We start from the raw sequence: 21,820 nt of genomic DNA, 5'->3' as shown, positions 1-21,820 counted from the left end.
GCTCTTCTCCTCAATCCCTGAGCGACCGGCCGGTCAGCGTCAGGAACACGTCGTCAAGGGTTGGGCGGTTCACATCGACGCCGATCGCGTCGATCCCCGCCTTGGTGAGGTCGCCGAGCAGCACCGGCAGCGCTGTCGCGCCATCGGGGACGTGGAAGCGCACCACGTTCGCCTCGGTCACCGGCGCATCCGCCCCGTTGAGCCGCGCTGCGATCCCCGCCGCGTTCGCAGCATCGGTTTCGGTCCTCAGCGTCAGCGTGATCGTGTCACCCGACACCCGCTTCTTCAGCTCAGCCGGCGTACCCTCGGCGACGATGGTGCCGTGGTCGATGATCAGGATGCGGTCCGAAAGCGAGTCGGCCTCATCCATGTAATGGGTGGTGAGGAACACCGTGGTCCCCAGCTCGTCGCGGAGCTTGCGGATGTGGTTCCACAGGTTCGCCCGGCTCTGCGGGTCGAGCCCGGTCGAAGGCTCATCGAGGAATACCAGCCGTGGCTGGTGGATCAGCCCCATCACGATATCAAGCCGTCGCCGCTGCCCGCCCGACAGCGAGCCGCAGGTGCGGTCCCAGATCTCGGCGAGATCGAGCGCCGCGAGCAGCTCCTTGCCGCGCTGGATCGCCACCTGCTTATCGATGCCGTAGAGCCGCGCGTGGCTGACGATCTCCTCGCCGACCTTGGCCTCGGGCGAGGTGGAGCCCGCCTGGCTGACATAACCGATGCGCCGTCGTACCTCGACCGGGTCGCGCCGAAGGTCGGCGCCCACCACAATCGCCGAGCCATCGGTTGGCGCGAGCAGGGTACAGAGCATCTTCAGCGTCGTGGTCTTGCCGGCGCCGTTGGGGCCGAGGAAGCCGACGATCTCGCCCTCGCGCACGCTCAGGTCGATGCCGCGCACCGCGTCGATCGTCTTGCCCTTGGCGCCGCGCGCCTTGAAACTTCGCTTGAGACCCTTGGCCTCGATGATGGTGTTGGTCACTTGCGCCTCGTTGTCGTTGTTCGGCACGGCGATCAGCTCGGCCGGCACGCGCCGGATCGGCTGGAATGGATGCGATTGCGGTTTCATATGCCGGCCCTCCGGCCGTCATTGTTGCGTAGTCTTGGGTTGCGTGGCCTTCATGCTGGTTTGGCGGTCGGCCAGCTTGATTTCGGTTGCTCGGTGCCGGACGACCGCATGCGACATCCGGGAATCTTGCTTTCCCCGATATCTCATCGTATAATTATCTTATGGATCAAGATATCAACGAGTCAAGAGAAACTGCAGCTGAAGGCTTTGGCCTGCACTTCAAGGAGGCCACCCGTGCCAATCAGGCCGCGACCGACCTGTTCGACGAGACGCTGACGCAGTTCCTCGGCATCAATCGCACCGATGGCCGCTGTCTCGATCTGATCGATCGGCGGGGCAGGGTGAGCGCCGGCCAACTGGCCAATGACAGCGGCCTGACCACCGGCGCGGTGACCGCGGTGATCGATCGGCTGGAGGCCGCCGGCTATGTGCTGCGCACCCGCGATACGCTTGACCGGCGCAAGATCTGGATCGAGCTGACCGAGGACATGAAGGCCATCACCCACCGCATCTTCGGCCACTACGAAAAGACCGGGCCGATGATGCTGGCCCGTTTCTCGCCCGATCAGCTGGCCGCCATCATGCAGTTTCTGGAGATCGGCACATTCCTGCAAACCGAGCTGGCGGCAGCGCTGCGCGAGCATCTCGACCCGCGCGCCACCACTCCCGCCGCCCGCCTGATCCAGGCGCGGGCGTTCGAGCGGGCGGTGGAGGCTAACCGGGGCAGGTTGCAGGCGGAATTGAGTGGGCTGCTCGACAAGGAGAAGTAGCGGAGGCACCAAGCGAGGGGTGCTGGAGGGCACGAACCTTCCTCCAACACCAGCTGTCATCCCAGCGAAAGCTGGGACCCATCTATCGGCTGGCGCTGGCGGTGAGTTGGGTCCCAGCTTTCGCTGGGATGACATCCGAGGTGGGGCGCGTACGGTGCCTCCCATCACCCCGCTTTTCTCCCCCGCCTAGGGGGGACTGGAGGGTACCGAGTTCTTCTGCGGTCGCTACTCCGCCGCCATCGGCAGGCTGTCCTTGCCGTCGAGGTTGCCCATGCTGGCGACGATGTGGCTGGCCAGGGCATCATAAATGCCGCCATAGGCGTGGCTGGCACGCATGATGGCGATCTCGGCATCGCGCAGCCGTGGCAGGTCCTTGTCCTCGGCGATCACTCGCATCCCTGGCTGCAAGGCGCTCTCGGGCAGGAAGCCGACCGCGAGATCGGTCAGCACCGCGCTGGCGATCGCCATGGCGTTCGACGAGGTATAGGCGATGCGATAGTCGCGGCCGATGCGGTTCAGCACCTCGACCGCGTTCTCCTTCCAGCAGCAATGCAGGCCGCCCGCGATCGGCAGCGGCTCGGTGGCAAGCGCCTGCCCACCATGCGAGGCCACCCAGAACATCCGCTCGGTGCGGAACATCTCGCCATATTCGTGGTTGGTGCCCTGGGTGAAGACGATCAGGTCGTAGCGCCCCTTCTTCATCCCGTCGAGCAGCTCTTCCGACGGCTGGCAGCGCACATCGACCACGATCTTGGGGTGGGTGCGCTGGAAGCTGGAGAGGATCACCGGCAGCAGGCGCACTGCATAGTCGTCGGGCACGCCGAAGCGGATCGAGCCCTTGAGGTCGCCATCGGAGAACACGTCCATGATCTCGGCATTGATCCTGAGCATGCGCCGCGCCCGCGCATAGAGCGCATCGCCATACTCGGTCAGCGCCACCGTGCGGCCGTCGCGGCTGAGCAGCGCCTGGCCGAGCCGCTCCTCCAGCCGCTTGATCTGCATCGACACCGCCGACTGGGTCTTATTCACCCGGCGCGCCGCCTCGGTGAAACTGCCGCAATCGGCGATGGCGCAGAAGCTCTGCAGCTGGTCGAGATCGAGGGGAGTGCTCATCCCGCTTCTCCATCACGAAATTTGATGATCGGGATGAAATCTATTTGTTGGACGAATACATGGCAAGCGCTCATATCAGGCGTCATCGGTGATCCCGCGATCGCCAGTGGTGATCCCGAGGTCGCCACCTGGCGCTCCACGATCGCTTGTCCCGCCCCGGCACTCCCTGCCCAGGCAAAGATGAAATTGGAGAAGGACCATGGTCCACTTGCTTTCGAGCGAGCGGCCGTCGATGGCTGCCGCGTCGTCCAACCCGTTGCGCGCTCTGGTGAACTGGTTCGCCAAAGTCCGGGCTGCACGAGCTCGCCGCGTCGCCTTCGAGTCGCTTCTCGACTATGACACTGCCCGCCTCGAGGATCTCGGCATCAATCGCCAGGATCTGTTCGAAGCCCTCGACAGCCCCAGCCAGCGCCCTGGCTACAAGCTGCAGCAGAAGCGCGCCGAAAGCTCCCGCCATTGGCTTAACCCCTGAGGCTTCCGCTAGGGAAGACCATCTGAGCGCGTCCAGGAAGGGTTGCAGCCCTTCCTGGTTCAGCAGTGCGCTCCTCAGGCCTAGCCTCACCCATGGCTCAACCCCAGTTGTGCCATCTTCGGGCCGGCTCACCCGCCGGCTCTGTTTCCTGATGAACTGCCGGGCCCAAGTTCTTCTCACGAAGAGCCGGTCCGGCTTTTTTGTTGGTGGTGCACCAGCAATTCCACATCCGCGATGTCATCCCAGCGAAAGCTGGGAACCAACTCACCGCTGGCTCGGGCTGCGACATGGGTCCCAGCTTTCGCTGGGATGACACCCAGTATGAGGTGCTATCGCGCTTTTCTAACGCGAAGCGTCCAGCCGCTCCGCCACCAGCTCCTGCAGCCGCCACAAATGCGGGTCGTGGATGCCGAGCTGTTCGAGATGGCTCACCGTGTTGAACAAATACTCGACCATCGAACCGCGTGAGCCGACGGCCTTGGCCAGCACATCGGCGATCTGCGCCTCGCTCAGCCCCGAGACATAGCGCCCGCTGTTGCGATCGATGCAGAAGGTGAAGGCTCGCACCGGACCCTGTTCGGTCATCACCGTCACCCAGCGTGGCGGGAATGGCGAGGGTTTGCGGCCCATTTCGCGTCGGCAGAGCTTTTCGATGTTCTCTTCGACGGCGCCCGGCGGCAAGCGGTACAGCGCCCCCTTGCACGAGCCGCCGCGGTCGAGCGCCAGCATCAGCCCGGGATTGGCCTCCGAGCCACGGAACCAGGTGTTCCAGCCCAGGCAGAAGGCGCGATGCCAGCCGCGCAGCAGGCCGGTGCGGATCTCGACGAAGTCGCAGGCCGGCTTCCAGATCAAGGAGCCATAGGCGAAAACCCAGATCTGGTCCGAACCGTCGCTGCCGGCGAGGATATCCTGGGTGAACTGGCGGAAGTCTTCGTCGGTCGCGGTTTCGGCCGGCGGCAACGGCCCATCCGGCGTCATCAGCAGCGCCATCCGGGCCACGTGAGCCTCAGTCAGGCGCATCTGCCGAGCGGGCCGGGGCATTGGGCGCTGTCCTTACGGGAGCTGTGCGAACCCGTCGCCGAAGCCGTTGAGCGATACCGGGATGCCGATGCCTTCCTCGGGCGTCTTGAACACGAAGAAGATGGCGCTCTTGCCGGTGGTCAGCTTGGTGATCAGCTCGTCGTCGAGCACCACCTCGGCCACGCACCCGTTGGGCAGGCAGCGCACGAACGCCACGCGGCCGATATTGGCGCCATCGATATTGAGCCCCAGCCCGTTGGGCAGCAGCACGCCGAGCGGCGCCAGCACGCGCAGCAGCCGCGCCTGCTTGTCGGCCGTCTTCAACACGATCACCGACAGCCCGACATTGGGCTGGTCCTCGGCCGAGACATTCTGGATCAGCGCGCACTGCTCGAAGCTGGCGCCCGGCGGTGTATCGCAGCTCATCTGCCAGTCGCCGTACTGCGCCTTGACCACGCCCTGCGCCAGGGCAGGGGACATCAGCCCCGCGGCAATCGCCAGCGCCGCGAACATCCGAACAACAAGCCCGAGGATTGGCTGCACCGATCCACTCTCTCTATATGTGACATAACGAATCCCACGTTCCCGCGGGCTTTGTAACTTAGTCGTTTAGCCCCGCACGGCTGTCAACAAGCCGGCCAGCGGGAGGCGGCGGATAAACGCCTGCCAATCAAGGCAAGCGTGAGGCGTGCGCGGTTGAGCGCGCCGATTTGCCCGGCGGTGCGTTTTGACGCACGGTGCGACGAGAGGCATGAATTGCCTTGGGTCTGCCGATGTGGTTTAGACACGTTCCAAGTTTCAAGCGCTCCGAGGTTGAGTCGGGGCGGCGTTTCGCTATGCCGCATTTGCCCACCTCAACCCGCGCTAGAATACCGGACCAGACGGGATCTCAAGGGGGTTTTTAGGTGACCGGCAAACTACTGAGTTCGATTGGCTCGCTGGGAGCCGTAGCCCTCGCATCGCTGCCCATGGTGGCGACTGCGCAGGAGCAAGGCCATCCGGTGCCGGGTCAGATCGGGCTGCAGCCCTCCGTGACCCCGATCATGGATTCCATCCACGCCTTCCATGATGGCCCGCTGCTGTGGACCGCCGTGCTGATCGCCCTGCTGGTGCTGGTGCTGCTGATCGTGGTGATCGTGCGCTTCAACGCCAAGGCCAACCCCAAGCCGTCGACGACGACCCACAATACGCTGGTCGAGATCGTCTGGACGGTCGTCCCGATCCTGATCCTGGTGATCATCGCGATCCCCTCGTTTGCGGTGCTGACCGATCAGCTCACCGTCCCCGACGGGCAGCGCAAGTATCTGGGCTCCAACATCTTCTCGTTCGGCGATGTCGAGGTTCCTGCAGCCGAGCTGACGGTCAAGGCGACCGGCCAGCAGTGGTATTGGGACTATGAGTATGTCGATCAGGGCAAGTCGATGTCCTCCTCGATCCTCTCTGAAGAAGCGCGTCTCGCCCAGGTTCCGGTGCAGCCCCGTCTGCTGGCTGTCGACTACCAGTTGGTCGTTCCGGTCGACACCACCGTGCGCATGCAGATTACTGCCGATCCGTCGGGCGTGATCCATGCCTTTGCGGTGCCCTCGTTCGGCATCAAGATCGACGCGGTCCCCGGCAAGCTCAACGAGACCTGGTTCAACGCCCGCAAGACCGGCATCTACTACGGTCAGTGCTCCGAGCTCTGCGGCAAGGACCATGCCTTCATGCCGATCGCCGTGCGCGTCGTGACGAAGGAAGAATTCGCAGCCTGGATGGCAGCGTTCGAGGCGGGTACCGTCGACGACGCCAACGCCACCCTGCCTGCACTCAGCTAAGGACCCGTGCGCGGGTCCTCGACCCGGCGCAGCGAGAATTCGATAAAGGGATCGCTCACTATGGCCGATACTCACGCTTTGGAAGCCCATGACGGCCACGGCCACGCCGCGGCGCATGATCATGGTCATCCGACCGGCTGGCGACGCTACGTCTACTCCACCAATCACAAGGACATCGGCACGATGTACCTGATCTTCGCGATCTGCGCGGGGGTGATCGGTGGCCTTCTGTCCGGTGCCATGCGCCTTGAGCTGCAGGAGCCGGGCATCCAGATCTTCCACGGCCTCGCGGCCATGGTCTATGGCGCCGAGGGCGATGCCGCGCTCGATGCAGGCAAGCACATGTTCAACGTGTTCACCACCGCGCACGCGCTCATCATGATCTTCTTCATGGTGATGCCGGCGATGATCGGCGGGTTCGGCAACTGGTTCGTGCCGCTGATGATCGGCGCGCCGGACATGGCCTTCCCGCGCATGAACAACATCTCGTTCTGGCTGCTCCCGCCGGCCTTCCTGCTGCTCATCCTGTCGCTGTTCTTCGAAGGACCGGCAGGCGCGCATGGCGTCGGCGGCGGCTGGACCATCTACCCGCCATTATCGACATCCGGACAACCGGGGCCAGCGATGGACTTTGCCATCCTGTCGCTCCACATCGCCGGTGCGTCGTCCATCCTTGGCGCCGTCAACTTCATCACCACGATCTTCAACATGCGCGCGCCGGGCATGACCCTGCACCGCATGCCGCTGTTCCCGTGGTCGGTGCTGGTCACCGCGTTCCTGCTGCTGCTGTCGCTCCCGGTGCTCGCCGGCGCGATTACCATGCTGCTGACCGACCGCAACTTCGGCACCACCTTCTTTGCACCTGAAGGCGGCGGCGACCCGATCCTGTTCCAGCACCTGTTCTGGTTCTTCGGGCACCCCGAAGTGTACATCCTGATCCTGCCGGGCTTCGGCATCGTCAGCCACATCGTCTCGACCTTCTCGCGCAAGCCGGTCTTCGGCTACCTCGCGATGGTCTACGCCATGATCGCCATCGGCGGCGTCGGCTTCATCGTGTGGGCGCACCACATGTATACCGTCGGCATGTCGCTCGACGTGCAGCGCTACTTCGTGGCCGCCACCATGGTCATCGCGGTGCCTACCGGGGTGAAGATCTTCAGTTGGATCGCCACCATGTGGGGCGGTTCGATCACCTTCCGCACGCCCATGCTGTGGGCCATCGGCTTCATCTTCCTGTTCACCGTCGGCGGTGTGACGGGCGTGATCCTCGCCAACGCGGGCGCCGACCGTGCGCTGCACGACACCTATTATGTGGTGGCGCACTTCCACTACGTGCTGTCGCTGGGTGCGGTGTTCGCCATCTTCGCCGCCTGGTACTACTGGTACCCGAAGATGTTCGGCATCATGTACAACGAGACGCTGGCCAACATCCATTTCTGGATCACCTTCGTCGGCGTGAACGTGATCTTCTTCCCGCAGCATTTCCTCGGTCTCGCCGGCATGCCGCGTCGTTACATCGACTATCCGGATGCCTTCGCGCTGTGGAACCGCGTCTCCTCGATCGGCTACTACATCACCTTCGCCGGTCTGGTGCTGTTCCTCTACATCCTGTTCGAGGCTGCCCGTAAGAAGCGTCCGGCCCCGGCCAATCCGTGGGGTGATGGTGCGACCACGCTCGAGTGGACGCTGCCCAGCCCGCCGCCGTTCCACCAGTTCGAGACGCTGCCGCGTATCGGCGCCGACACGAAGCACTGACCAGAGACTGTGCGCGGGGCCTTCGGGTCCCGCGGCAACCAAGGCGAGAGACATTGGCCTACGTGCACCACAGCAATGAGATATCGGCCCGCACCCATGAGGCGCGGGTCGAGGACTATCTCGCGCTGCTGAAGCCGCGGGTCATGTCGCTTGTGGTGTTCACGGCTCTCGTGGGCCTGCTGCTCGCACCGGGCGGCATCAATCCCTTTATCGGCGCCGTCGCCATCCTCTGCATCGCCATCGGGGCAGGGGGCTCGGGCGCCCTGAACATGTGGTACGACGCCGATATCGACGCGGTGATGAGCCGCACTGCCAACCGGCCGATCCCGGCCGGCCGCATGGAGCGCGATCACGCGCTGGCCTTTGGCCTGGTGCTCTCGGTGTTTTCGGTGGCGCTGCTCGGCCTCGCCACCAACTGGCTGGCTGCGGGCCTCCTCGCCTTCACCATCTTCTTTTACGCCGTGATCTACACGATGTGGCTGAAGCGCTCGACGCCGCAGAACATCGTCATCGGCGGCGCTGCCGGCGCCTTCCCGCCCATGGTCGGCTGGGCCGCCGTCACCGGCACGATCAGCATCGAATCCGTCGTGCTGTTCCTCATCATCTTCCTCTGGACCCCGCCGCATTTCTGGGCGCTGGCGCTCTACAAGCAGTCCGACTATGGCGCTGCCGGTATTCCCATGCTTCCCAACGTTGCCGGCGAGAAGGCCACCAAGGTCCAGATCCTCGTCTATTCGGTGCTGCTGGTCGCCTCGACGCTGGTCCCGAGCTGGATCGGCTTTATGGGCCCGATCTATACCGTCGCCGCGGTCGCCACCGGCACCGGCTTCCTGTGGTTCGCCTGGGCGCTCTTCCGCACCACCGAAACGGTGGCAATGAAGAAGGCCGGCCGGACGCTGTTCACCTATTCACTGAGCTATCTAGCCGTGATCTTCCTGGCGCTGATCACCGACCACGTAGCCAACATGCTGGGATGGCTCTGATGGTCGAACCCGTAAAGCGCGACGAAGAGGCCGAGGCCGCCGCCCGTCGCCGCCGTCGCTCCGTGGCCCTGGGCCTGGCGCTCGCTGCCTTCGTCATCATTGTCTACGTCCTGACCATCGTGAAGATGGGGCCAGCCGTGCTCGATCGGCCGCTCTGATGACCGACGCGTCCCTGCCGCAATCGCCGCCCAATTCGCCTCGCAACCGTCGCGTCGCGATCACGCTGCTGGTGCTGGTCGCTGCCATGGTCGGCGCTGCTTACGCGGCCGTCCCGCTTTACGCCCTGTTCTGCCAGGTCACCGGCTTCGGCGGCACCACACAGGTCTCTGCCGGCAACCTCAAGGGCGCCATCGCCCGCGAGATGACCGTGCGCTTTGATTCCAACGTCGAGGGCGCGCTGCCGTGGACTGTGGTTGCCGCCAAACCGGTCACTGACAAGATCGGCAACGTCGAGACCGTGGTCTTCAAGGCCCACAACTCGTCCGATAAGCCCGTCACCGGCCAGGCGATCTTCAACGTCACGCCCGAGCAGACCGGCATGTACTTCAACAAGATCGAGTGCTTCTGCTTTACCGAGCAGACGCTGCAGCCCGGCGAGACCGTCGAGATGCCGATCGTCTTCTTCGTTGACCCCGATATCGCCGAGAACCGCGATCTCGACACCATCCGGGACATCACCCTGTCCTATACATTCTACGCCGTTAAGAGCGAGGGAACCTGACCATGGCTGCGCACGCCAAGCCCAACCACGACTATCACCTGGTAAACCCCAGCCCCTGGCCCTTCGTCGGCTCGGTCTCGGCCTTTGTCATGGCCGTCGGCGCCGTGCTGTGGTTCCACGAAATCACCTCGTTCTGGATCCTGATCGCAGGCTTCGTCGGCGTGCTCTACACCATGTATTCGTGGTGGAGCGACGTCATCAAGGAAGGCAAGGCCGGTGACCATACCCCGGTGGTGATGATGCATCACCGCTATGGCATGATCCTGTTCATCGCCTCCGAAGTGATGTTCTTCGTCGCCTGGTTCTGGGCCTATTTCGACGGCTTCTTCAACCAGGAAGCACACGAGCAGTATGCGCGCATCGCCGCCATGGGGCCGACCTGGCCGCCCACCGGCGTCGAGCTGTTCAGCCCCTGGCACCTGCCGCTGTTCAACACGCTGATCCTGTTAACCTCGGGCACCGCCGTCACCTGGGCCCACCATGCGCTGCTGCACCGCGACAAGCGCGGCCTCGTCTGGGGCCTCGCCATCACCATTGCGCTGGGCGTGCTGTTCACCTGCGTGCAGGCCCTCGAATACTCCGAGGCCGGCTTCCAGTTCAGCGGCAACCTGTATGGCGCCACCTTCTTCATGGCGACCGGTTTCCACGGCTTCCACGTGCTGATCGGTACGATCTTCCTGATCGTCTGCCTGATCCGCGCCATGCGCGACTCGTTCACGCCCGAGCATCACCTCGGCTTCGAGTTCGCCGCCTGGTACTGGCACTTCGTTGACGTGGTCTGGCTGTTCCTCTTTGCCTCGATCTACGTCTGGGGCAGCTGGGGCGTCACCCTGAGCCATTAGCGAGATCAGGAAAAGTTGCAGACTTTTCCGGTTCGATCTCGCGCCAGGCAAAGAGTTGGCGCTGGAGTGCGGTTCAACGAAACGCAATTCGGCTCCAAGGGCGAGAGCGACCAACAAACTTCCCGAGGGGCGCGGCACAGCTGCGCCCTTTGTTGTTCCGGGGATAGAGATGACTGATCACATCATCCGCGATGTCGCGAGCCTCGAGGCGCTCTATGGCGAAGTCAGCCTCGGCGCCTCACTCAAGGAGATGCCGTATCTCCACCCGCATTATGCCGCGCTGATCAAGGCGTCGCCCTTTGCCATCCTCGCGACCTCAGGCCCAGGCGGCCTCGACGCCTCGCCGCGCGGCGACCCGCCCGGCTTCGTCGAGATTTTCGATGACAAGACCCTGTTGCTCGCCGACCGGCGCGGCAATAACCGCGTCGATAGCCTCCGCAACGTGATCGCCGATCCACGTGTCGCGCTGCTGTTCCTCGTCCCCGGCGTCGGCGAGACGCTGCGCGTCAACGGCACCGCCGAGATCTCGGTCGCCCCCGAACTGATGCAGCGCCTGGCCATCGCCGGCAAAGAGCCGCGCAGCGTCCTCGTCATCCACATCGACACGGTGTTCTTCCAGTGCTCGCGCGCCCTGGTGCGCTCCGAGCTGTGGAATCCGGAACGGCAGGTCGAGCGCTCTGCCCTGCCGAGCCCCGGCCAGATGCTCGCCGCGACCAGCGAGGCCCGCATCGACGGCGAGGCCTATGATCGCGCGCTGCCCGAGCGCCTCAAGGTTACACTGTACTGACCATGACCGAGCCGACCCCCGAACGTCTGCCGTCTCCTTTCGCCACCGGCCTCGCCTGCCGTTGTCCGCGCTGTGGGGAAGGGCCTTTGTTCTCCGGCTTCCTGAAGCCGGTGTCGCGCTGCGAAAGCTGCGGCGAGGACCTGAGCTTTGCCGCCGCCACCGAAGGGCCGGCGGTGTTCATCATCCTGATCGTCGGCTTCGTCATCGTCGGCGCCGCTGCGACGGTCGAGGGGTTGTTCCATCCGCCGCCGTTCGTCCACCTGCTGCTCTGGCTGCCCAGCACCATCATCCTGTCGCTGCTGCTGCTCCGCCCGCTGAAGGCGACGATGGTGGCGCTGCAGTACCATAACCGCGCCGGGGAAGGCCGCCTCGATGGCTGACGACATTCGTCCCGGCCGGCCTGCGCGCTGGTCGTTCTGGGCCTTTATCGGCTTCATGCTGGTGCTGATGGGTCTCTTCGTGACGCTCGGTATCTGGCAGGTCGAGCGGCTCGGCGAGAAGGAGCGCCTGATCGCCAATGTCGCCTCGCGCATGACCCTTGCGCCTGAACCGTTGCCGCCGGTCGGCGAATGGGGCGCCTTCGATGCTGACGCCTGGAACTACCGCCCTGTTACCGCCGCCGGCACCTTCCGGCCCGAGCAGACAGTGCTGGTCTTCACCAGCCTCGCCGACCAGCGCGGCAAATACTCCGGTCCCGGCTACTGGGTCATGACGCCGCTTGAACTCGCAGCCGGCGGCACCGTGTTCATCAACCGTGGCTTCGTCCCTGAGGAGTCCGCCGAGGCCTTCGCCGCCGGGGGGGCCGCCGCGCCGGGTCTGGTCAGCCTCGAGGGTGTCGCTCGCGCCAGCGAAGAGATCAACAGCTTCACCCCGGCGCCCGATACCGCCAAGCGCATCGAATGGGTCCGCAACACCGAGCGGCTGGCATCGCTCGCCGGCCCGGTTTCGCAGCCGGTTGCGCCGATTTACATCGATCTGCCGGCACTGGGCGATGGCACCCTGCCGCAAGGCGGCGAGACCGTCGTCAGCTTCCCCAACAACCACCTCGGCTACGCCATCACCTGGTTCGGTTTCGCGACGCTGGTGCCGTTCCTGCTGTTCTTCTGGGCCCGCCGCCAGCGGGCGCCCAGGCCAGCCAAGCTGCCACCCAAGCCATGAAACTTGCGGCGCAGCCGCAGTTTCACTAGGGTGCGGCGCAATCCCAAACCGCGTGCGCAGCAGGCACGTGTGAGAACAAGGCGGGGCGCTTTCCCTACATGCAGTTCGTTTCTACGCGCGGCGGGGCGGTCGTGCCCGGCTTCTCCGATGCAGTCCTCGCGGGTCTCGCAAGTGACGGCGGCCTTTATGTCCCAGAGCACTGGCCGCAGATCACCCCCAGCGAGATCGCGGCCTACGCCAATCGGCCCTATGCCGAGGTCGCCTTCGACATCATCCGGCGCTTCGTCGATGGCGAAATCCCTGATGCCGAGCTGAAGCAGATCATCGACGGGGCCTACGCCACCTTCCGGCACCCCTCGGTCGCCCCATTGGTTGAGCTCGAGCCCGGCCACTTCGTGCTCGAGCTGTTCCACGGCCCCACGCTGGCGTTCAAGGACGTCGCCATGCAGTTCCTTGGGCGGGTGATGGATCACATCCTCGCCCGCCGCGGCAGCCGCGCCACCATTGTCGGCGCGACCTCCGGCGATACCGGTTCGGCCGCCATCGAAGCCTTCCGTGGCCGCGAGGCCACCGACATCTTCATCCTCCATCCCGAGGGCCGCACTTCCGAGGTGCAGCGCCGGCAGATGACCACGGTGCTCGACGCCAACGTCTACAACATCGCACTGCGCGGCACGTTCGATGACTGCCAGGACATCGTGAAGGGCCTGTTCAACAATCGCGGCTTCCGCGAGACGACGCACCTGAGCGGCGTCAACTCGATCAACTGGGGCCGCATCGTCGCGCAGATCGTCTACTACTTCACCGCCGCCGCCTCGCTCGGCGCACCTGAGCGGGAAGTGATCTTCACCGTCCCCACCGGCAATTTCGGCGACATCTTCGCCGGCTACTGCGCGGCGCGCATGGGGCTGCCGATCAGGACGCTGGCCATCGCGACCAACTCCAACGACATTCTCGCCCGCGCCATCGAGACCGGGCGCTACGAGGTCACCGGCGTCACCCCTACCATCAGCCCGTCGATGGACATCCAGGTCAGCTCGAACTTCGAGCGGCTGCTGTTCGAGGCCGTCGATCGCGACGCTGATGCGGTCAAGTCGATGATGAGCGGCCTGAAGCAATCTGGCGGCTTCTCCATTCCCGACACGGGCATGGCGGCCATCCGCCGGCAGTTCGTCGCCGGGCGCACCGATGAGGCCGCCACAGCGGCCACCATCAAGGCGGTTGAGACCGGCTCGGGCTACCTGCTCGACCCCCACTCCGCTGTCGGCGTCGCCGTTGCCCGCACCCTCGTGGGCGGCACCGCCCCGGTGGTCACCCTTGCCACCGCGCACCCGGCGAAGTTCCCGGCCGCGGTCAAGGCTGCGGCGGGCATTGAACCCGCTTTGCCGGCGTGGTTGTCTGATCTTTATGAACGAGAAGAACGCTACACGGTACTGAACAACGATCAGTCCGAGGTTGAGCAGTTCATTGCGGCACGCACCCGTGCCGGAGGAGCATAAGTGACGGTTCGGAGTACGACGCTTCACAACGGCATGACCGTTCTCACCGACGACATGCCGCACCTCGAAAGCGCGTCCCTTGGCATCTGGGTCAAGGCCGGGTCACGCAGCGAAACCGAAGCCGAGCATGGCATCTCGCACATGCTCGAGCACATGGCGTTCAAGGGCACCAAGACCCGCGATGCGCTGGAGATCGCCTCCACCATCGAGAATGTCGGCGGCGATCTCAATGCCGCGACCTCGGTCGAGCACACCGGCTACTTTGCCCGCGTGCTGAAGGAAGATGTCGCGCTCTCCGCCGACATCCTCTCCGACATTCTGCAGAACTCGCAGTTCGAGCAGCATGAACTCGATCGTGAGCAGCAGGTGATCGTCCAGGAGATCGGCGCGGCGCGCGACAATCCCGACGATCATGTGTTCGACCTGTTCCAGCAGGCCGCCTTTCCCGATCAGGCGATCGGCCGCACCATCCTCGGTACCGTCGAGTCGGTGAACAGCTTCGGGCCCGATTCCATCCGCGCCTATATGGAGCGCAACTATGTGGGCGACCACATGGTGCTGTGCGCCGCCGGCAACGTCGATCACGACGCGTTGGTTGATATCGCCAATAACCGTTTCCACGACCTGAAGCCCACCGGCGCCCCGCCGCCGGACAAGGCGGCCTATGTCGGCGGCGAGCAGCGGCTGGTTTCTGACCACGAGCAGGCCCACATCGTGCTCGGCATGGAAGGGCGCGCCTACAATTCGGACGGCTTTTATGCCGTGCAGATCCTCGCTTCGATCCTCGGCGGCGGCATGAGCTCGCGGCTGTTCCAGGAAGTGCGCGAGAAGCGCGGCCTCTGCTACTCGGTCTATGCCTTCCACTGGGCCTTTGCCGATAGCGGCATCTTCGGCGTTGCCGCCTCTACCGGCGAGGACGAGGTGGCCGAGTTGCTGCCGGTCGTCCTCGACGAGCTGCGCAAGGCCACCGAGACCATCTCTGACGAAGAGGTGATCCGGGTCCGCAACCAGATCCGCGCTGGCCTCTTGATGTCGCTCGAGAGCCCGTCATCACGCGCCGGACAGCTGGCGCGCCAGCAGATCCTGTGGGGCCGCACGATTCCGCTGCAGGAGACGGTCGATCGCATCAACCGCATCACTGCCGATCGGGTGAAGCAGATTGCCCGGCAGATCTTCGAAGCTGGCAAGGTGTCGCTGGCGGGTATCGGCCCGGTCGCCAAGCTCCCCGACTATCGCGACATCGCGGCACAGCTGAAGAACTGAGGGCTTGGCGGCGTCATCATGATGCTCACCTGGTTTGCGCGCGACGATACCCCGGTGCTGACGGGCCAGCGCGTGATCCTGCGCGCGCCGCGCCCGACCGACTACACCGCCTGGCGCGACCTGCGCCGCGCCAGCCGCGATTTCCTTCGGCCCTACGAGCCGCGCTGGACCGACTCGGACCTCGGCCAACGGGTCTATGCCGCGCGCCTGAGGCGCGGCCGTGAGGAGGCCAAGGCGGGCACCGACTACGCCTTCTTCATCTTCACGCGCAGCGACGAGGAGCTGGTGGGCGGCATCACCCTCTCCAACGTGCGGCGCCGTGCCGCGCAGTTCGTCAACCTCGGCTACTGGATGGGGCACAGCTTCGCCGGCAAGGGCTACATGACCGAGGCGGTGAGCCTCGTGATCCCCTACTGCTTCGAAACCCTGGGTTTGCACAGGATTCACGCGGCTTTCCTGCCCGACAACCAGGCCAGCCGCCGCGTCCTTGAAAAAAACGGATTCACCGAAGAGGGCTACGCCGAACACTACCTCCAGATCGACGGCAGGTGGGCAGACCACGTGCTGTTCGGCCTTACCCGAGAGCGCTACGACGCAGCCGTTAGGCACGGCCGCCGGTGAATGCTTGTCCCAAGGGGGAAACCCCGTTACCTAGGTTCCCCAACCATGACTGCGGCAGGGCCATTTTTCAGCTAATGCGTCACATCCTCTACCTCGCGATGTGTATTGCGTTTGCGCTGGTCGGGACCCTTCCCGCTGCCGCCTTCGACGTCATCACCGCCCCCGAGAACGTCAACGCCGTGAACCTCACCGGCGTGGTCGATATCGTTCCCGGCGACGCCGGCAAGGTGCAGCTGTCCACCGCCGCCGGTGAAGATGGCATCATCCGCCGCATCGAGGTGCTGGCCTCGGTCGGCGGCTCCAACCCCAACTGGGCGCTGTTTGCGCTGCGCAACGATTCCGACGTGCAGCTCGAACGCCTGCTGGTTGCGCCTTATTTCCGCCTGCCGGGCTCCGGGGTGTTCCGGCCCGATCTCGGCGCCGAGCGCATCAAGGTGCTGACCCCGAGCGCCGGTCTCCGCCCCACACGCCTCACCGACCGCGAAGCCGACGTGTTCGAAGTGGTGATCGATCCCGGCGCCACTGTCACGTTCGTCGCGGAACTGTCGAGCGGCGCGCTGCCCGAACTCTACCTCTGGAAGCCCGACGCCTACCGCGACTACGTGAACTCGTTCACCCTGTTCCGCGGCGTGGTGCTCGGCGTTGCGGCGCTTGCCGCGGTGTTCCTCACCATCATGTTCGTGGTGAAGGGGCGCGGTATCTTCCCGGCCACCGCAGCCTTCTCCTGGGCCGTGCTGACCTACCTGCTGGTCGATTTCGGCGTGCTCGGGCCATTGCTCGGGATTTCCAATGGCGCGATGCAGCCGTTCCGCGCCGCCGCCGAGGCCGGCATCGCCACGACCTTGTTCGGCTTCCTGTTCATCTACCTGAACCTCCATCGCTGGCACCTGCGCTTCATCCATCTGGCGCTGGCGCTGGTCGTGGTGTTCCTCGCCTTGTTCGGCTTCGCCTTCTTCCAGCCCTCGATCGCCGCGACGGTGGCGCGGCTGGTGCTGGCGCTGCTCGGTATCACCGGCTTCTTCCTGATCCTGCTCCTGGCGTTGCGCGGTTACGACCGCGCCGTGCTGCTGGTGCCGACCTGGATCATCTATATCGCCTGGCTGTTCTACGCCTGGCTGGTGGTCACCGGCCAGGTCTCGAACGACGTGGCGCAGCCCGCCGTCGCCGGCGGCCTCGTGCTCATCGTCATGCTGTTGGGCTTCACCTCGGTGCAGCACGCCTTCTCGGAAGGGCAGGTGTCGATCGGCACCCTCTCCGAAGTCGAGCGCCGCGCCCTGGCGCTCACCGGCTCGGGCGATTTCGTCTATGACTGGAACATCGAGCGCGACCGCGTCGCCGTCTCCGATGAGCTCGGCACCCGTCTCGGCGAGCGCCGCGGTGCGCTGCGCGGCTCGATCAAGCGCTGGCTCGACCGCGTCCACCCCGAAGATCGGGATCGCTTCCGCACCGCCTTCGACACCCTGGTCGAACTGCGCCGCGGCAAGGTTTCGGCCGATGTCCGCCTCACTGCCCATGACGGCAGCTTCCGCACCTTCCGCATGCGGGTGAAGCCGGTGCTGGGCGGCGACGGCCAGGTCAACCGCATCGTCGGCACCCTGCAGGACGTCAACGAGGACCGCGCCAGCCGCGAGCGCCTGCTGCACGACGCCGTGCATGACAGCCTCACGGGCCTGCCCAACAAGCAGCTGTTCCTCGACCGGCTGGAGCGCGCTTTGGTGCGCGCCCGCCTGCCCAACGGCACCAAGCCGGCTGTGTTCCTTATCGATATCGACCGCTTCACCGAGCTCGAGGAGCGGGTAGGGCACTCCGCCGCCGATTCCGTGCTCTTGGCGATTTCCCGTCGCGTCGCCCGCGTCATGCGGCCGCTCGATACCGTCGCCCGCCTCGGCGGCGACCAGTTCGGCGTCATCCTTGCGTCCGAGCAGGCCGCCGGCAAGATCGCCGAAACCGCCGAGCAGATCCGCAAGGCGCTGAAATCGCCGTTCAACTTCGGCGAGCGCGACCTGAGTCTCACTGCCTCGATCGGCGTCACCATCTATGACGGCAACCCGGTCGCCGCGCCCGACGTGCTGCGCGATGCCGAGCTTGCCATGTATTACGCCAAGCGCCTGGGCGGCGACCGCATCGAAGCCTTCCGCGCCTCGGCCCGCTCCATCGCCGCCTATTCGAAGGCCGGCGAAGAAGATCTCGATCGCGGCCTCCGCCACGGCGAGCTGGCGGTGCAGTTCCAGCCGATCATGGACATCCATTCGGGCACCATCGCCGGTTGCGAGGCGCTGATGCGCTGGAACCACCCTCAGCGCGGCGTGGTGGCGCCCGAGGAGTTCGTGCCGCTGGCCGAGCGCACCGGGCTGATCGAGCGCCTCGGCCGCGTCGCCTTCGAACAGGCCGCCGGCCAGGCCCGTGAATGGGCCGCCTCGCTGCCGCTACCCGAGGATTTCTTCGTTTCGGTCAACCTCTCGCCGGCGCAGCTCGCCACCGAGTCATTGCTCAACGACATGCGCGCGCTGGTCTCCGACCACCGGCAGATCGCTCGGCACCTGAAGCTCGAGATCACCGAGAGCCAGGTGATGAGCAACCCCGAGCACTCGGCCTATGTGCTGAACGCGCTGCGGGCCCTCGGCCTTCGCCTGGCGCTCGACGATTTCGGCACCGGGCATAGCTCACTGAGCTATCTGCACCGCTTCCCGTTCGACACCATCAAGATCCCGGCCGCCTTCGTGCAGCTGGGGGATGACACCGGCATGAGCCACACCCAGGTGCCAATCATCCGCGCCATCATCACGCTCGCCACCGAGCTCGATCTCAGCGTCATCGCCGAGGGCGTCGAGACCATCGAGGAAATCGAGCGCCTGCAGCAGCTCAACTGCCAATACGCCCAGGGCTACGCCTTCGGCGCCGCGATGAGCGGCCAGGAACTCGGCAAGCGTCTGCAGAGCCAGTTCAGCGGGAAGTAAGTCGGGGGTCGTGAGGGCGGCCCGTCAAGCCCGCATCGCCATGGCCGGCCTGAAGCGGTCGTCAGGGTCGACGCCGATTGGCACTTCGGCATAGTGGCTGAACCGCATGCTGTACCGGCCGGCGCCGCTGCCGATGGCGCGCAGCGAACTGGCATATCCGAACATCGTAGCGAGCGGAACGACAGCCACGACCAGGCAGTCGCTACCTTGGGCCTCGGTCCGCTCTATCCCTCCCCGTCGCGAGTTGAGGTCGCCGATCACGTCACCAACGACGGCTTGTGGCACCAACGCCTCGAGCCACATGATCGGCTCGAGAACTCTCGGGCCAGCCCGCTCGATGGCCTCGCGGAACCCGGCGCGACCGGCGATCTCGAACGCGAGGACCGAGGAGTCGACGTCGTGATAGCCGCCATCCAGCAACGTGAACCTGACGCCGACAAGCGGAAACCCGATCACCGGGCCAGACCCCATGACCGATGCCACGCCCGTCTGCACGCCGAGGATATATGCCGCCGGCAGGTTGCCTTCGGCGACCGCTGCGATGAACTGCGGGCCGTTGCCTGGTTCGATGCGGAACAGGATGCGGGCGAACTCGCTGCCGCCGTGCGACTGCTTCCTGTGGAAATAGTCGCGCTCAACCCTGCGCGTGATCGTTTCGCGATACGCCACTTGCGGAGTGCCCACGTTCATTTCGACGCCAGCCGCCTTCAGGCGTTCGATCAGTCCTACGAGGTGGTGCTCATCCTGGCCCGAAACTACGACCTGGCCACTCTCAACATCGATCCTCACGCGGCAGTCCGGATCATCGTCCGCTACTCGCGCAAGCGCCTTGCTCAGCCGATCACGGTCGCTCGAATGGCGCGGCTCGATGGCGATATCGACGAGGGCTTCACCCATGCCCCGCCGTCGCACTCAGCGACGCGCGCGTGATCCCGAGGCTGGCGAGCGCCGCGTCGTAGCGGTTCTCGATCGGCAGCCCGAACAGCAGCTCGCGCGAGAACGGCACGGTCAGCCAGCCATTGCCCTGGATCTCGGTCTCGAGCTGCCCCGGGCTCCAGCCGCAATAACCCAGCGCGAACAGCGCGTCGCTCGGTGAATTCTTGAACGCCATCGCCTTGAGGATGTCGAGCGTCGCGGTGAGGCAGATGTCTTCGGTGACCTCGTAGGAGTTGCCGACGCGGAAATAGTCCGACGAGTGCAGCACGAAGCCGCGGCTCTTCTGCACCGGGCCGCCGCGCAGCACCTTGCGATTGCGCACTGCGTCCGGCAGCTGGATCAGCTCGTCCTTCTCGCCCAGCTGCAGCTCTTCAAGGATATCGGCAAACTTCATGTCCTCGAGGCTCTGGTTGATCACCAGCCCCATGGCGCCTTCGTCGCCGTGGCCGACCAGATAGATCACGGTCTCGCGGAAGCGGTCGTCGCCCATGTCCGGCATGGCGACGAGAAACTGGCCCCTGAGCGACTCCATATCCCACACTCCTGGTACCGGCGGAGCCGGATCGGGCTAGTTTAGACTCAGCCCGGGCGCTCTGCCTAGCTTCACGAAGACCTGATCCGCCTTTCTATTTGGGGTGCGCTCGGCTATCCGGAAACCCATGCGCATCCCGGCACTTCTGCTTATCCCCATGCTTTTCACCCCTGCCGTCGCGGCCGAAACGCCGTGGCAGGAAGTGGCGCCCGGCGCCAAAGTCCGGCTGATCTCGTCCGACGTCCTGAAGCCTGACGGCACCACCATGGTGGCGCTCGAGATCGACATGCCCGAGGCCACCAACACCTATTGGCGCGTTCCCGGCGAGACCGGCATTCCCACCGAGTTCGATTTTGCTGCCTCGACGGGTGTCAACGGCCACCAGGTGCTGTGGCCGTTCCCGTTGATCGAAACCAAGACCGGCTATGTCGATTTCGTCTATCGCGGCCCCACCGTGCTGCCGGTCGAGCTGAGGCTCGACGGCAACGCCGCCGACATCAAGCTTGGGGTGATCATGGGCGTCTGCTCCGATATCTGCGTGCCGGTGACCGCCAGCTTCCAGCTGCCACTGGCCTTCGCCGCCCCGGACCGGGCGCAGGGCCTTCGCATCGCCCAGGCGCTGGCTTTGACGCCGATGCCCTGGGACGACCCGCGCGACCCCATCTCCTGGGTCGGTTTTGATCAGGCCGCTGACGCATTGGCGGTGCGGCTCGACGACGGCAAGGTCGATCCACAATCGCTGATCGCCGACACCGGCGAAGCCGGGCAACTCTTTGGTGCGCCGCAAAAAAGCCCGGATGGAAAACTAGTGCTCCTGCCACTGCTCGGGGGAGAAAGTAGCCGCGGCGTGGAGGGCATGCCCGTCCGGCTCACATTCATGACCGAAATGGGTCCGTTCTCGGTGGAACGGCGGATTTCGTCCGCCGGGTCGACTGCGGCGGGCGACTGATCTAAGGTCCGTCGCGCCTGGGCAGAGGGTGTACGTTCGATCATGGGAGCTTTCACGCAGATGACCATCCAGCGCGGGGACAGGATTCCGTCCGTCCCGGTCAAACTCGTGGGTAATGGCGACACCGTCGACACCACGTCCGATGCGGTTCTGGGCACCGGCCGGGTGGTGTTCTTCGCCGTTCCGGGCGCTTTCACCCCGACCTGCGACACCTCGCATCTGCCGGGCTTTGTCGCCAATGTCGGCAAGTTCAGGGCGTTCGGCGTCGACCGGGTCGTCTGCGGCGCCGTCAATGATCACCACGTCACCAAGGCCTGGGCCGAGCGCTCCGAAGCGATCGGCAAAGTCGAGTTCATCGCCGACGGCGACGGCAACCTCGCCGATGCGCTGGGGCTGTCCAAGCAGATCGCTGGCATGGGCAAGCGCTTCGCGCGTTTCGCCATGATCATCGAAGACGGCATCGTTAAGGACCTCTTTGTGCAGGATGTGGCAGGAGTGACCGTCAGCGGCGCGCCGGCGGTTCTGCTGGCGCTCGAAGCGTCGCGAGTTAGTGCGTAAGGAG

The 21,820-nt window shown here is 65.1% G+C and carries 23 protein-coding genes; 17 read left to right on the top strand and 6 right to left on the bottom strand.

The window, feature by feature from the left end:
• Nucleotides 1–10: 10 nt before the first annotated feature.
• The gene (locus ACSQ23_RS19990) at nt 11–1,066 is read right to left on the bottom strand and encodes an ATP-binding cassette domain-containing protein (protein ID WP_197421385.1); all 1,056 of its coding nucleotides are present in this window, start codon (nt 1,064–1,066) and stop codon (nt 11–13) included.
• Nucleotides 1,067–1,227: 161 nt separating this feature from the next.
• Here ACSQ23_RS19990 and ACSQ23_RS19985 point away from each other — a divergent pair, with 161 nt between their 5' ends.
• On the top strand, nt 1,228–1,836 hold the full coding sequence (locus ACSQ23_RS19985; RefSeq protein ID WP_055884950.1) for a MarR family winged helix-turn-helix transcriptional regulator: 609 nt from the start codon (nt 1,228–1,230) through the stop codon (nt 1,834–1,836).
• A gap of 225 nt (nt 1,837–2,061) precedes the next feature.
• Here the strand turns inward: ACSQ23_RS19985 and ACSQ23_RS19980 are convergent, their stop codons facing one another.
• A complete protein-coding gene (locus ACSQ23_RS19980) occupies nt 2,062–2,949 on the bottom strand; it encodes a LysR family transcriptional regulator (protein ID WP_055884953.1) in 888 nt (295 codons plus the stop codon).
• Between the two features lie 199 nt (nt 2,950–3,148).
• On the opposite strand from ACSQ23_RS19980, the gene ACSQ23_RS19975 reads away from it, so the two are divergent.
• On the top strand, nt 3,149–3,421 hold the full coding sequence (locus tag ACSQ23_RS19975) for a hypothetical protein (protein ID WP_055884955.1): 273 nt from the start codon (nt 3,149–3,151) through the stop codon (nt 3,419–3,421).
• A gap of 342 nt (nt 3,422–3,763) precedes the next feature.
• On the opposite strand, the gene ACSQ23_RS19970 is transcribed toward ACSQ23_RS19975, so the two are convergent.
• Together ACSQ23_RS19970 and ACSQ23_RS19965 are read right to left on the bottom strand one after the other, a co-directional pair.
• Entirely contained in the window at nt 3,764–4,462 is a 699-nt protein-coding gene (locus ACSQ23_RS19970) for a gamma-glutamylcyclotransferase (protein ID WP_082528422.1), read from the bottom strand.
• A gap of 12 nt (nt 4,463–4,474) precedes the next feature.
• The gene (locus tag ACSQ23_RS19965) at nt 4,475–4,954 is read right to left on the bottom strand and encodes an invasion associated locus B family protein (protein WP_055884960.1); all 480 of its coding nucleotides are present in this window, start codon (nt 4,952–4,954) and stop codon (nt 4,475–4,477) included.
• Between the two features lie 392 nt (nt 4,955–5,346).
• Between ACSQ23_RS19965 and coxB the strand changes: the two genes are divergently transcribed.
• The 13 genes from coxB to ACSQ23_RS19900 all read left to right on the top strand — a co-directional run bounded on the left by coxB (nt 5,347) and on the right by ACSQ23_RS19900 (nt 18,841).
• Nucleotides 5,347–6,255, top strand: a complete 909-nt coding sequence (gene coxB / locus ACSQ23_RS19960; protein ID WP_055884962.1) for a cytochrome c oxidase subunit II — start codon at nt 5,347–5,349, stop codon at nt 6,253–6,255.
• A gap of 60 nt (nt 6,256–6,315) precedes the next feature.
• Nucleotides 6,316–8,010, top strand: coding sequence for a cytochrome c oxidase subunit I (ctaD, locus tag ACSQ23_RS19955; RefSeq protein ID WP_055884964.1), 1,695 nt, complete (start codon nt 6,316–6,318; stop codon nt 8,008–8,010).
• Between the two features lie 53 nt (nt 8,011–8,063).
• Nucleotides 8,064–8,993 carry a heme o synthase gene (locus ACSQ23_RS19950; RefSeq protein ID WP_436091634.1) on the top strand — a complete coding sequence of 310 codons (930 nt, stop codon included), beginning with the start codon at nt 8,064–8,066 and terminating at the stop codon, nt 8,991–8,993.
• Nucleotides 8,993–9,151 carry a hypothetical protein gene (locus ACSQ23_RS19945; RefSeq protein ID WP_197421386.1) on the top strand — a complete coding sequence of 53 codons (159 nt, stop codon included), beginning with the start codon at nt 8,993–8,995 and terminating at the stop codon, nt 9,149–9,151. Before ACSQ23_RS19950 ends, ACSQ23_RS19945 begins: the two co-directional genes overlap by 1 nt.
• Complete coding sequence (locus ACSQ23_RS19940; RefSeq protein WP_436091633.1) at nt 9,151–9,714, top strand: cytochrome c oxidase assembly protein; 564 nt, start codon at nt 9,151–9,153, stop codon at nt 9,712–9,714. Before ACSQ23_RS19945 ends, ACSQ23_RS19940 begins: the two co-directional genes overlap by 1 nt.
• Before the next feature lie 2 nt (nt 9,715–9,716).
• A complete protein-coding gene (locus ACSQ23_RS19935) occupies nt 9,717–10,556 on the top strand; it encodes a cytochrome c oxidase subunit 3 (protein WP_055884970.1) in 840 nt (279 codons plus the stop codon).
• A 169-nt stretch (nt 10,557–10,725) separates the two neighbouring features.
• Nucleotides 10,726–11,343, top strand: a complete 618-nt coding sequence (locus ACSQ23_RS19930; protein WP_055996989.1) for a pyridoxamine 5'-phosphate oxidase family protein — start codon at nt 10,726–10,728, stop codon at nt 11,341–11,343.
• Nucleotides 11,344–11,345: 2 nt separating this feature from the next.
• The gene (locus ACSQ23_RS19925; protein ID WP_436091632.1) at nt 11,346–11,723 is read left to right on the top strand and encodes a DUF983 domain-containing protein; all 378 of its coding nucleotides are present in this window, start codon (nt 11,346–11,348) and stop codon (nt 11,721–11,723) included.
• Nucleotides 11,716–12,501, top strand: coding sequence for an SURF1 family protein (locus ACSQ23_RS19920; RefSeq protein ID WP_436091631.1), 786 nt, complete (start codon nt 11,716–11,718; stop codon nt 12,499–12,501). The genes ACSQ23_RS19925 and ACSQ23_RS19920 overlap by 8 nt, the downstream gene beginning before the upstream one ends.
• 98 nt (nt 12,502–12,599) lie before the next feature.
• Nucleotides 12,600–14,000, top strand: a complete 1,401-nt coding sequence (thrC, locus tag ACSQ23_RS19915) for a threonine synthase (RefSeq protein ID WP_436091630.1) — start codon at nt 12,600–12,602, stop codon at nt 13,998–14,000.
• The gene (locus tag ACSQ23_RS19910) at nt 14,001–15,263 is read left to right on the top strand and encodes a M16 family metallopeptidase (RefSeq protein WP_156384556.1); all 1,263 of its coding nucleotides are present in this window, start codon (nt 14,001–14,003) and stop codon (nt 15,261–15,263) included. It begins immediately after the preceding gene.
• An 18-nt stretch (nt 15,264–15,281) separates the two neighbouring features.
• On the top strand, nt 15,282–15,884 hold the full coding sequence (locus ACSQ23_RS19905; protein ID WP_055884987.1) for a GNAT family N-acetyltransferase: 603 nt from the start codon (nt 15,282–15,284) through the stop codon (nt 15,882–15,884).
• Between the two features lie 74 nt (nt 15,885–15,958).
• Nucleotides 15,959–18,841, top strand: a complete 2,883-nt coding sequence (locus ACSQ23_RS19900; RefSeq protein WP_055884989.1) for an EAL domain-containing protein — start codon at nt 15,959–15,961, stop codon at nt 18,839–18,841.
• 24 nt (nt 18,842–18,865) lie between these two features.
• On the opposite strand, the gene ACSQ23_RS19895 is transcribed toward ACSQ23_RS19900, so the two are convergent.
• Together ACSQ23_RS19895 and ACSQ23_RS19890 are read right to left on the bottom strand one after the other, a co-directional pair.
• Entirely contained in the window at nt 18,866–19,738 is an 873-nt protein-coding gene (locus ACSQ23_RS19895) for a hypothetical protein (RefSeq protein ID WP_436091629.1), read from the bottom strand.
• Nucleotides 19,731–20,309: a YqgE/AlgH family protein gene (locus ACSQ23_RS19890; protein WP_055884994.1), complete on the bottom strand. Its 579-nt coding sequence runs from the start codon at nt 20,307–20,309 to the stop codon at nt 19,731–19,733. The genes ACSQ23_RS19895 and ACSQ23_RS19890 overlap by 8 nt, the downstream gene beginning before the upstream one ends.
• A 157-nt stretch (nt 20,310–20,466) precedes the next feature.
• Here ACSQ23_RS19890 and ACSQ23_RS19885 point away from each other — a divergent pair, with 157 nt between their 5' ends.
• Together ACSQ23_RS19885 and ACSQ23_RS19880 are read left to right on the top strand one after the other, a co-directional pair.
• Nucleotides 20,467–21,258 (top strand): protein-disulfide reductase DsbD domain-containing protein, encoded by a 792-nt coding sequence (locus ACSQ23_RS19885; RefSeq protein ID WP_436091628.1) that lies wholly within the window; start codon nt 20,467–20,469, stop codon nt 21,256–21,258.
• Nucleotides 21,259–21,318: 60 nt separating this feature from the next.
• Complete coding sequence (locus tag ACSQ23_RS19880) at nt 21,319–21,816, top strand: peroxiredoxin family protein (protein WP_055885000.1); 498 nt, start codon at nt 21,319–21,321, stop codon at nt 21,814–21,816.
• Nucleotides 21,817–21,820: the final 4 nt, after the last annotated feature.

It is taken from the genome of Devosia sp. LjRoot16, from assembly GCF_964252795.1.
GTDB lineage: Bacteria > Pseudomonadota > Alphaproteobacteria > Rhizobiales > Devosiaceae > Devosia_A.
Note: the sequence above shows the minus strand (reverse complement) of the source record. Positions and strands in the feature narration are given on the sequence as shown.